Annotated in this window: 7 protein-coding genes; all 7 read left to right on the top strand. The window is 73.9% G+C overall.

The window, feature by feature from the left end:
- Window positions 1–343, top strand: a 343-nt coding sequence (locus BLW43_RS24065; RefSeq protein WP_425441195.1) for a hypothetical protein, incomplete at its 5' end; no start/stop codon positions are given.
- A 113-nt stretch (window positions 344–456) separates the two neighbouring features.
- Window positions 457–2,748, top strand: coding sequence for a CHASE2 domain-containing protein (locus BLW43_RS18525; RefSeq protein ID WP_175478995.1), 2,292 nt, complete (start codon window positions 457–459; stop codon window positions 2,746–2,748).
- Window positions 2,749–2,973: 225 nt separating this feature from the next.
- Window positions 2,974–3,774: an aldolase gene (locus BLW43_RS18520; RefSeq protein ID WP_093255732.1), complete on the top strand. Its 801-nt coding sequence runs from the start codon at window positions 2,974–2,976 to the stop codon at window positions 3,772–3,774.
- Window positions 3,775–3,839: 65 nt separating this feature from the next.
- Window positions 3,840–5,168 (top strand): CoA transferase, encoded by a 1,329-nt coding sequence (locus BLW43_RS18515; RefSeq protein WP_093255730.1) that lies wholly within the window; start codon window positions 3,840–3,842, stop codon window positions 5,166–5,168.
- Window positions 5,169–5,416: 248 nt separating this feature from the next.
- Complete coding sequence (locus tag BLW43_RS18510; RefSeq protein WP_093255729.1) at window positions 5,417–6,493, top strand: ABC transporter ATP-binding protein; 1,077 nt, start codon at window positions 5,417–5,419, stop codon at window positions 6,491–6,493.
- Window positions 6,494–6,589: 96 nt separating this feature from the next.
- Window positions 6,590–7,510 (top strand): ABC transporter permease, encoded by a 921-nt coding sequence (locus BLW43_RS18505; protein WP_093255727.1) that lies wholly within the window; start codon window positions 6,590–6,592, stop codon window positions 7,508–7,510.
- Window positions 7,503–8,324: an ABC transporter permease gene (locus BLW43_RS18500; RefSeq protein ID WP_093255725.1), complete on the top strand. Its 822-nt coding sequence runs from the start codon at window positions 7,503–7,505 to the stop codon at window positions 8,322–8,324. The genes BLW43_RS18505 and BLW43_RS18500 overlap by 8 nt, the downstream gene beginning before the upstream one ends.
- Window positions 8,325–8,335: the final 11 nt, after the last annotated feature.

Here is an 8,335-nt window from a genome sequence, read left to right as displayed (position 1 = left end):
AAGGCAACGCGAGCGGCAAAGGCAACGCGGGCGGCAAAGGCAACGCGGGCGGCGCCAGCAACGCGAGCGGCAAAGGCAACGCGGGCGGCGCCAGCAACGCGGGCGGCAAAGGCGACGCAGGCGGCGCCAGCAACGCGGGCGGCAAAGGCGACGCGGGCGGCAAAGGCGACGCAGGCGGCAAAGGCGACGCGAGCGGCAAAGGCGGCGCAGCAACGCGGGCGGCAAAGGCAACGCGAGCGGCAAAGGCAACGCGAGCGGCAAAGGCGACGCGGGCGGCGCCAGCAACGCGGGCGGCAAAGGCAACGCGGGCGGCAAGAGCGACAAGGGCAAGGGCAAGGGCTAGGTCGCGGAAGCGCCTGCGGAGACGTGCGCCTTGAGACGCCCGCGCCCGAACCGCCATCGCCTCGCCGGGGGACGCGCCGTCCGATGACGCCTGAAGCCGGATCGCGCCCTGACATGGCCGCAGCCTCGCACGGGGCGAAGCTCGACGCGGCGGTGCTCGGCGGCGCGGACACGGTCGCCGCGAACGACGCCGCAAGCGGCGCGCGCGGCGTCGCGGCGGCGGCGGCCCGCGCCGCGATGATCGCGCTCACCGCGCTGACGCTCTACGGCGCCGGGGCCCTCGAATTTCTTGAGCGGCGGCTGATCGAGATGCGGTTTCCACTCGCGACGTCGACGCCGACCGACGACCTCCTGATCGTCACCATCGACCGCGAGAGCATCGACGCGATCGGCGTCTGGCCTTGGCCGCGCCGGCTTCACGCCATCGCGCTCGACCGACTGACGGCGGCCGGGGCGACGACGGTGCTTTTCGACGTCGACTTCAGCGCGCGCACCGACGAGGAGAACGACGTCGCGCTTGCGAGGGCGCTGGCCCGCGCGCAGCCCGCAGCCGGGCTCGCGGTGTTCACCGAGATCGCCGCGGACGGCGCTGTGGACGTGGGGCCGCCGGAGGCCATGCTGTCCGTCGCCCGCCCGGCCGTGGCGACGATGGCCCCCGAGGCCGACGGCCGCCTCTGGCGCGCGGCGCCGCGCCAGTACTGGCGCGACGCGCCAACGCCGTCCCTCTTCGACTTCCTCGCCCCGGGAGACCTCGACGAGCGGCCGTTCTGGATCGACTATGGCGTGGACCCCGGCGGGCTCGCGGTGCTGCCCTTCGTCGCCGTCGCGTCCGGCGCGTTCGACCCCGAGGCGGTGCGCGGCCGCCGCGTCCTGATCGGGGCGACCGCGCTGGAGCTGGGCGATCTCGCGCCGACCCCGCGCTTCGGGCAACTGCCAGGGCCGGTGGTGCAGGCGCTGGCCGCCCAGAGCGTGCTGCTGGACCGGCGGCTGCGCCGCGCGCACCCCGCCATCGCCGCCGCGCTGGCCTTCGCGGCGGCGGGCGTGGCGGGAGTGGCCGCGCGGCAGAGGCGCGCGGGGCGCACCGCGCTGATCTTCGTCGCCACCGCCGGCGGGCTGTTCGCGCTCGCGGTGGCGGCGCAGCGCCTGTCGCCGACGCTGCTCGACATCGCGCCGGCGCTCACGGCGGCGTCGATCGGCCTTTTTCTCGACCTGACCGCGAGGGCCGCGCGGCTCGACCTCAGGCTCATGGCGAGCACTCTCGCGCTCAGCCGCGTCCGCGCCCTGATGGCGCAGGTGGCGGACAGCCTGACGGAGGGCGTCGTCGTCATCGCGCCCGGCGCCGGCGTCACGGCGATGAACCCGGCCGCGAGCGCGATGTTCGGCGGCGTCGACGACGCGCCCGGCCCTGCGCCCGGCCCCGGGCCCGGGCCCGGACGGCGGCCGGAACACGCGCTGGCCTGGCCAAGACTGCGCAGCCCCGAGGCGCTGGAGGCGGCGCTTGACGTCGCCGTGCGCGCCGGAAGGCGCCGCGTGATCTGCCTGCGGCCGAACGGGCGGCGCTTCTTCGCGGAAATCGCCGTCACGCGGCTTGAGGGACAGGACGCGACGCAGTGGGTCGTGGTCGTGCGCGACGTGACCAGCGTCGTCGCCGCCGAGCGTGTCGCAAGGCGGCGCGAACGCAAGCTCATCGATCTGACGATCCGCGCGGAGGCCGCCACGCGGGCCAAGACCGAGTTCGTCGCGACGATGAGCCACGAGCTGCGCACGCCGCTGAACGCCATCATCGGCTGCAACAGCATGATGTGCGAGGAGGCCTTCGGGCCGCTCGGCGCCGAGACCTACAAGACGATGGCCACCGAGGCGCGCAACAGCGGCGCGCGGCTGCTGCGGGTGCTGACCCACGTCCTCGACTACGCCAACGCCGATCTGGACAAGCTCGACATCGAGCCCAGACCCGTCAACCTCAACGCGCTGCTCGCCGAGGCGGTGGCGCGCCAGGACGCCCGCGCCGAGCGGGCCGGCGTCGTCATGGAGACCGAGCTGCCGGGACTGCCGACCGTCGCGATGGTGGACCCCATCGCCATCGACAAGGCTTTCGGCAACATTCTGGGCAACGCGATCCGCTTCTCGTCCGCCGGCGGCGTCGTGCGGGTTGCGTTGCGGACGCTGGAGGGGCGGCGGGTCGAGATCGTCGTGAGCGATCAGGGCGTCGGCATGGAGCCGGACTTCCTGAAGCGCTGCTGCGAGCCCTTCGAACAGGCCGTGCGCTCGGCGACCCGCGGCTATGAGGGCGCGGGGCTGGGGCTGACGGTCGCCAAGGCCTTCGTGGAGCGCCATGGCGGGACGCTCGACATCGCCTCGGCGCCCGGCGAGGGCGCGGTCGTGACGATCCGCCTGTCGCAGTAGGCGACCCTTCTCCCGTCGCGGCAGGCGAGGATCCGCCGCGCCGCAGGCGCCTGCCGTTCGCGCGGGTCACGGGGGCGGCCACGACCCGGACCATGGGCCCGACGGCGCCGCTCCGGCGCGCGGCCGCCACGCGCGCGCCGCGCGGCGCTACGCGGCTGATCGAGCCGGCCGGAGCGTGTAGGCTGTCGCCATCCGCGCTTCGCGACCTTCCCACGGAGACCAGACATGGCCCACGGCCTGAGCGAGAAGAAGACGCAGACCGCCGCGGACGCGCGGCCCAACCTGCCCGACCTGGGCTCGGACGCCGTGCGCGCCGCGCGCGAGGATCTCGCCGCCTGCTTCCGCGCGGCCGCCCGCAACGGATTCGAGGAGGGGATCTGCAACCATTTCTCGGCGGTCGTGCCCGGCTGCGACGACCTGTTCCTCGTCAACCCCTTCGGCTTCGCGTTCCGCGAGATCACCGCCTCCAGCCTGCTGGTCTGCGACTTCAACGGCGCCGTCGTGGACGGCGACGGCGAGCCGGAGGCGACGGCGTTCCACATCCACGCCGAGCTGCATCGCCGCCTGCCGCGGGCGCGGGCGGCGTTCCACACCCACATGCCCTACGCCACCGCGCTGTCGATGACCGAGGGCGAGCCGCTGGTCTGGGCGGGCCAGACCGCGCTCAAGTTCTACGGCCGCACGGCGGTGGACCGCGAGTACAACGGCCTCGCGCTCGACAGCTCCGAGGGCGCCCGCATCGCCGGCGCGGTCGGCGACGCCGACATCGTGTTCATGAAGCACCACGGCGTCCTGGTTCTGGCTCCCTCGATCGCCGAGGCCTGGGACGACCTCTATTATCTCGAGCGCGCCGCCGAGGTTCAGGTGCTCGCGATGTCCACCGGCCGCAGGGTCGAGCCCGTCGCGCCGGAGGTGGCGCAGGCGACCTCTCTCCAGATGCGCGAGGGCGACGCCCGGTCGGCGCGGTTGCATCTCGCCTCGATCAGGCGTCAGCTCGACGCGGAGGAACCGGCATACCGGCGCTGACGCCCGGCCTCGGGAGCGGTCGAGAGCAGGCGGGTGCGCGACGGCGCGACGGGCGGAGCGCAGCGATGACCGACCCATTCGCAGAGACGATCGACGACGCGCTGGGGTCCGACCTGACGCCGGAGCTCGCCGTGCGCGAGACGTCGGAGGCCGGGCTCGCCTCCTGCTTCGCCGCCGCCGATCTGGCGGTCGCCTCGGTCAGGGCGGCGGCGCGGGAGCTTGCGGCGCTGGAGGGCGCGCGGCGCGTCGCGCTGGACAGGCGGCTGGCGCTGCTGTGGTTCGGGACGACGCTGCGCCCCGAGGGCTGGGAGGCGCCGTCGCCCTGGGACGCGCTGGCCGGGGACTACCGCGCGGCTGACGGCTGGATCCGCCTGCACACCAACGCGCCGCGCCATCGCTCGGCCGCCCTGCGGGTTCTGGGCGCGCCCACGGACCGGGCGGGCGCGGCGGCGGCGACGGCCGAATGGGGGCGCGTCGATCTGGAGGAGGCCGTTGTCGCGGCCGGCGGCGCCGCCGCCGCCATGCGCGGCCTCGACGACTGGGCGGCGAGCCCGCAGGGCCGCGCCGTCGCCGCGGAGCCGCTGATCGCCTGGCGCGAGACCGGATCGGGCGCGCGGCCGGCGGCGTTGCACGGTCTGCGGGTGCTGGACCTCACGCGCGTGCTCGCCGGCCCCGTGGCGACGCGGCTGCTGGCGGGTTTCGGCGCGGACGTCCTGCGCATCGACCCGCCATGGTGGGACGAACCGGGCGTCGAGCCCGACACGACGCTCGGCAAGCGCCGCGCGGGGCTGGACCTGACGCGCCGGGAGGATCGCCGCGTCTTCGAGACCCTGCTCGCCGGGGCCGACGCGCTGGTCCACGGCTATCGCCCCGGCGCGCTGGACGCGCTCGGCTACGACGCGGAACGCCGCCGCGCCCTCGCCCCGGAGCTGATCGAGGTCAGCCTCAGCGCCTATGGGTGGACGGGGCCATGGGCCGGGCGACGGGGCTTCGACAGCCTGGTGCAGATGAGCTGCGGGATCGCCGATGCGGGAATGCGGCTTTCGGGAAGCGGGCGCCCGGTTCCCCTGCCGGTGCAGGCGCTTGACCATGCGACCGGTCATCTGATGGCCGCGGCGCTGCTGCGCGCGCTGCGACGCCGCGGGGCGACGGGGCGGCTCTTCTCCGCGCGGCTCTCGCTGGCGAGGACCGCCGCGCTGCTGACCGCCGCCGGGGTGCGGGCCTTCGGCGACGCGGCGGCGCCGGCGGGGCCGGCGGATCTCTGCGACGGGATCGAGGCCACGGGCTGGGGGCCCGCGCGGCGCGTGCGTTTTCCGTTCGACGTCGACGCGCGGGGGCCGGACTGGCCGCACCCCGCGGGCCTGCTGCGATGCGACGCGCCCGAATGGGCGTAGCGCCCCTGCACGCGCCCGCCGAAAGGCCGCCGGCGCCCGCCGAATTCCCGCCGGCGCCCGCCGATGCGCCACAGGTTTCGCGCGCCCGAACCGAGGCTTGCGCTGCATCGCGGCATCCGCCACGCTGGCGTTTTAGTCGAAGCGGAGACGCGCATGGCGCCGGCGCCGATGCATCAGGCCGTTCGCCACGCGGGCGCCGGCCGCCCCGACGCAAGCGCGGCCCGGCCGGGCTCGAGCGCGGACGCTGAATGACGGCGTCCATCGAGATCCGCCGGGTGAGCAAGCGCTTCGGCGACTTCACCGCGCTCGACGACGTCTCTCTCGCCCTGCCCGGCGGCGGATTCTTCACGCTGCTCGGCCCGTCCGGCTGCGGCAAGACCACCCTGCTGAGGCTGATCGCCGGTTTCGAGTATCCGACCGAGGGCGCGATCCTGCTCGACGGGGCCGACATCGCGGCGATGCCGCCGAACCGCCGGCCCGTGAACACCGTGTTCCAGTCCTATGCGCTGTTTCCGCACATGACGGTCGCCGACAACATCGCCTTCGGTCTGGAGATGCTCGACCGGCCCAGGACCGAGGTGCGCGCGACCGTGGCGGAGATGTTGGCGCTGGTGAAGATGGAGGCGCTGGCGAGGCGCCGCCCCGCGCAGCTTTCGGGCGGGCAGCAGCAGCGCGTGGCGCTGGCGCGCGCGCTCGCGCCGAAGCCCAAGGTGCTGCTGCTGGACGAACCGCTCTCGGCGCTCGATCTCAAGCTTCGCAAGGAGATGCAGTCGGAGCTGAAGCGCCTGCAGCGCGAGACCGGCGTGACCTTCGTGTTCGTGACCCACGATCAGGAGGAGGCGCTGACCATGTCAGACGCCGTCGCGGTCATGTCGGCGGGCCGGGTGCTGCAGGTCGGCGCGCCGAGGGACATATACGCCCATCCCGCCGACCGCTTCGTGGCGGGCTTCATCGGCGAGACGAACTTCCTCGAAGGGCGCGTCGCGGGCATGGACGGCCCGCTCGTCCGCGTCGCGCTGGACGGCGGCGGGACGGTGACCGCCGCCGCGCGCGCCGAGCCGCCGGCGACCGGCGCCCGGACGACGCTCGCCGTCAGGCCCGAACATGTGGCGCTGACCGACGCCGACGCGCCCGGCGCCCTGACGGGCGCGGTGTCGGAGATCGTCTATGTCGGGCCCGAGACGCACGCGCATCTCACGCTGGACGCGGGGCCGACGCTGCTGGTGCGCCTGCCCAACCGGGGCGACGGCGCGGCGGAACCGAGGCCCGGCGACCGCCTCGGCGCGCTGATCCGCCCGGGGATCGCGCAGATGCTGAAGGACTGACGCCATGGCGCCGTCGCCGCGCACGCCGCCCGCTCCGTCCGACCGCCTCGGCGGCGCTCGGCGCCCGGCCCCGAGTCCGCGCGGGGATGGCGGGCGATGAGCCTCGCCCCCTCCGACGCCGAGGCCGCCGCCCGCGCGGCGCAGGCCCGCCGCCGCTGGCTGCTGACGCTGCCTGCGCTGATCCTGCTGTTCTGCGCCGCCTCCGGCCCACTGCTGGTGGTGGCGCTCTATTCGTTCCTGACCGCGGGCGAATACTCCGGCGTCGAGTGGACCTTCACGCTGGACGCGTGGCGGCAGGTGTTCTGGACGAAGGACATCTTCGACGACGTGTGGCGGCCGGCCGACGCGCATCTGTCGATCTTCTGGCGCTCCATCCGCCTGTCGCTGCTGACGACGCTGATCACGCTGCTCCTCGGCTTTCCGACCGCGTGGTTCATCGCCACGCGACCGCGCCGGAACCGCGCGCTGTGGCTGTTCCTGATCACCATTCCGTTCTGGACCAACCTGCTCATCCGCACCTTCGCGATCATGGAGGTGATCCGGAACCAGGGCGTGCTGAACACCCTGCTGCTGTGGTCGGGCGCGATCACCGAGCCGGTCCAGATCCTCTACACCGACGCCGCGGTGCTGATCGGGATGGCCTACGTCTATCTGCCGCTGATGGTGCTGCCGCTCTACGCCGCGATGGAGCGGGTGGACCTGCGGCTGGTGGAGGCGGCGCACGACCTCTACGCCAGCCGCTGGCGCGTGCTGCGCCGGGTGATCGTCCCGCTGGTGCGCCCCGGCCTCGTCGCGGGCTCGATCCTCGTCTTCGTGCCGGCCATCGGCGCCTACGTCACGCCGCGGGTGCTGGGCGGCGGGCGCAACATGATGCTCGGCAACTTCATCGAGCTGCAGTTCGGCCAGGGCCGCAACTGGCCGCTGGGCGCGGCGCTGTCGATGACGCTGCTGCTGATGGTCGCCGTCGCGCTGATCCTCTACGTCCGCTACGCCGAGGGGGAGGAGCGCGATGGCTGACGCCCCGATGCGGCGCACGCGCCCCTTCTCCGTCACCGCCATGCCCGGCTTCGCGACGGTCGCCGCGGCGACGATCCTGTGCCTCTACGCGCCGATCCTCGTGGTCGTCGCCTACTCCTTCAACGCCGGCGCCTCCATCCAGGTCTGGGAGGGGTTCTCGCTGCGCTGGTACGCCGTCGCGTGGGACAACGGCGCCGTGCAGGACGCGACCGCCCGCAGCCTCGCGCTCGCCGCCTCCGCCTCCGCCATCGCGACGACGCTCGCGACGATGGCGGCCGTCGCCACCGCCCGCGGGCGCTTCCGCGGGCGCACCGCGGTCTATGTCGCGATCAACCAGCCGCTGATGGCGCCGGAGATCGTCACCGCCGTCGCCCTGCTGATCGTGTTCGCGCAGGTGAAGCTGATCACCGGCGTGCAGGGCCTCGGCTACCTGATCGCCGCCCACGCCGCCTTCTGCATCCCCTTCGCCTACCTGCCGATCCGCGCCCGCCTCAAGGGCCTCGACCCGCTGCTGGAGACTGCAGCCGCCGACCTCTACGCCACCCCGTGGCGCACGTTCCGGCGCATCACCCTGCCGCTGATGGGGCCGGGGATCGCGGCGGGGGCGATGCTCGCCTTCGTCATCTCGCTCGACGACGTCATCATCACCGAGTTCGTGAAGTCCGCCGGGCAGGACACGCTGCCCACCTACATGCTGGGCCAGCTGCGCCGCGCCATGACGCCGGAGATCAACGCCATCTCCACCGCGCTGCTCGGCGCCACGCTGGTCCTGCTGACCTGCTTCTTTCTTCTGACGCGCACCAGGGACAACTGACAGGGAGACAG

Source organism: Rubrimonas cliftonensis, from assembly GCF_900107585.1.
In the GTDB taxonomy this organism is placed as follows: Bacteria; Pseudomonadota; Alphaproteobacteria; order Rhodobacterales; family Rhodobacteraceae; genus Rubrimonas; species Rubrimonas cliftonensis.
The sequence above is the reverse complement of the archived record's forward strand: the minus strand, read 5'-3'. Positions and strand labels throughout refer to the sequence as shown.

Excerpts from the sequence above, each read along its gene's own strand:
- BLW43_RS18525 (WP_175478995.1), top strand. The coding sequence starts at position 457 with ATGGCCGCAGCCTCGCACGGGGCGAAGCTCGACGCGGCGGTGCTCGGC.
- BLW43_RS18520 (WP_093255732.1), top strand. The coding sequence starts at position 2,974 with ATGGCCCACGGCCTGAGCGAGAAGAAGACGCAGACCGCCGCGGACGCG.
- BLW43_RS18515 (WP_093255730.1), top strand. The coding sequence starts at position 3,840 with ATGACCGACCCATTCGCAGAGACGATCGACGACGCGCTGGGGTCCGAC.
- BLW43_RS18510 (WP_093255729.1), top strand. The coding sequence starts at position 5,417 with ATGACGGCGTCCATCGAGATCCGCCGGGTGAGCAAGCGCTTCGGCGAC.
- BLW43_RS18505 (WP_093255727.1), top strand. The coding sequence starts at position 6,590 with ATGAGCCTCGCCCCCTCCGACGCCGAGGCCGCCGCCCGCGCGGCGCAG.
- BLW43_RS18500 (WP_093255725.1), top strand. The coding sequence starts at position 7,503 with ATGGCTGACGCCCCGATGCGGCGCACGCGCCCCTTCTCCGTCACCGCC.